We start from the raw sequence: 1,206 nt of genomic DNA on the forward strand, positions 1-1,206 counted from the left end.
GACGCAGCCCATCGTGCGCCGCCAGCTCACCGGCCAATGCCAGCAGATCGGCGGTGTTGCCTTTCAGCAACTCCAGTTCTATCTCGCTCAGGGCTTCGCTGAGATCACCGGCGCGCACCTCACCCTGATCCAGGCCAATCTCTATCTCACTTTGGCCGTAAGTAACCACCCACTTCTCACGCACAAAATCGGTACGGAACAGCGGTTGCAACGCCTGCTGCAGCGCCGCGATATCGCAATCCTGCGGCCAGATGTCGGCAGGAAACTGCGCCAGCGCCAGCTGCGGTTCGGCGATGGCGACATTGTATTCCGGGCGCTGGTGCAGGCCGGCCACCACTTTACCGGCGGTTTTGATGGTCATCTCATAGCGATCGTCGAAACCGCGAATTCGCAGCCCCATGTCGTGACGGCGCAGGAAGTTGTCGGCCGTTTAGAAGTAAATGTTGGTCAGCTTTTTCGGCGCGGAAATCAGATGAGGCCAGGCGGCGAGCCAGTGTGGCAGAGCGGCCACCGCTTGCGGCGCGGCGATGAATTTCAGTTCAATTTCAACGGTCATAATTCTTTAACACCAATAAGTTACGCATTCGCGTCGGTTTCAGCGCGGCGCGCTCGGCCCGCCGTATGCTGCCCACTGACGCACAGTTGTCATTATCTTACCGCGATTCCCGGCGCCTTAACCCTGCTAACTGTAGAAAAAACCTGTTACGTTATAAAACGCTGCGCAACTCACAGAATCAGCCACAGTAAGATAGTTCTCATTCCGGTTTTGGCGTTGCGTCGTCAGACTGAACCCTCTACTATCGTTCCATAAATTCACCCAGAAACGATGAACTAATGCAGAAATTACGCCTGATTTTCCTTGCCGCGCTGAGCTTCAGCATCACTTGGGCCGCACATGCCGAAGATAAACGCTATATCTCCGATGAGTTAAGCACTTATGTCCATAGCGGCCCAGGTAATCAGTACCGTATTGTCGGCACTCTGAACGCCGGTGAAGAAGTGACCCTGCTGAGCGTCAACGACAGCACCAATTACGGCCAGATCCGCGATCCCAAAGGCCGCACCACCTGGATCCCGCTCGATCAGCTCAGCCAGACGCCAAGCCTGCGCACCCGCGTGCCCGAGCTGGAACAGCAGGTGAAAACCCTGACCGACAAACTGGCCAACATCGATAACACCTGGAACCAGCGCACCTCGGTAATGCAG

Annotated in this window: 3 protein-coding genes; 1 reads left to right on the forward strand and 2 read right to left on the reverse strand. The window is 56.2% G+C overall.

The features are described from left to right. Positions 1-400, reverse strand: a 400-nt coding sequence (locus tag AB0H42_RS35760) for a CYTH domain-containing protein (RefSeq protein WP_357064319.1), incomplete at its 3' end; no start/stop codon positions are given. A 30-nt stretch (positions 401-430) separates the two neighbouring features. Next, a complete protein-coding gene (locus AB0H42_RS35765; RefSeq protein WP_357064322.1) occupies positions 431-556 on the reverse strand; it encodes a hypothetical protein in 126 nt (41 codons plus the stop codon). 278 nt (positions 557-834) lie between these two features. Here AB0H42_RS35765 and AB0H42_RS35770 point away from each other — a divergent pair. Beyond that, on the forward strand, positions 835-1,206 hold a 372-nt coding region (locus tag AB0H42_RS35770; RefSeq protein WP_357064325.1), incomplete at its 3' end, for a TIGR04211 family SH3 domain-containing protein.

This window comes from Nocardia sp. NPDC050799, from assembly GCF_040654015.1.
Taxonomy (GTDB): domain Bacteria; phylum Actinomycetota; class Actinomycetes; order Mycobacteriales; family Mycobacteriaceae; genus Nocardia.

Coding starts and splice junctions, on each gene's coding strand:
- AB0H42_RS35765 (WP_357064322.1), bottom strand. CDS start 556: ATGACCGTTGAAATTGAACTGAAATTCATCGCCGCGCCGCAAGCGGTG.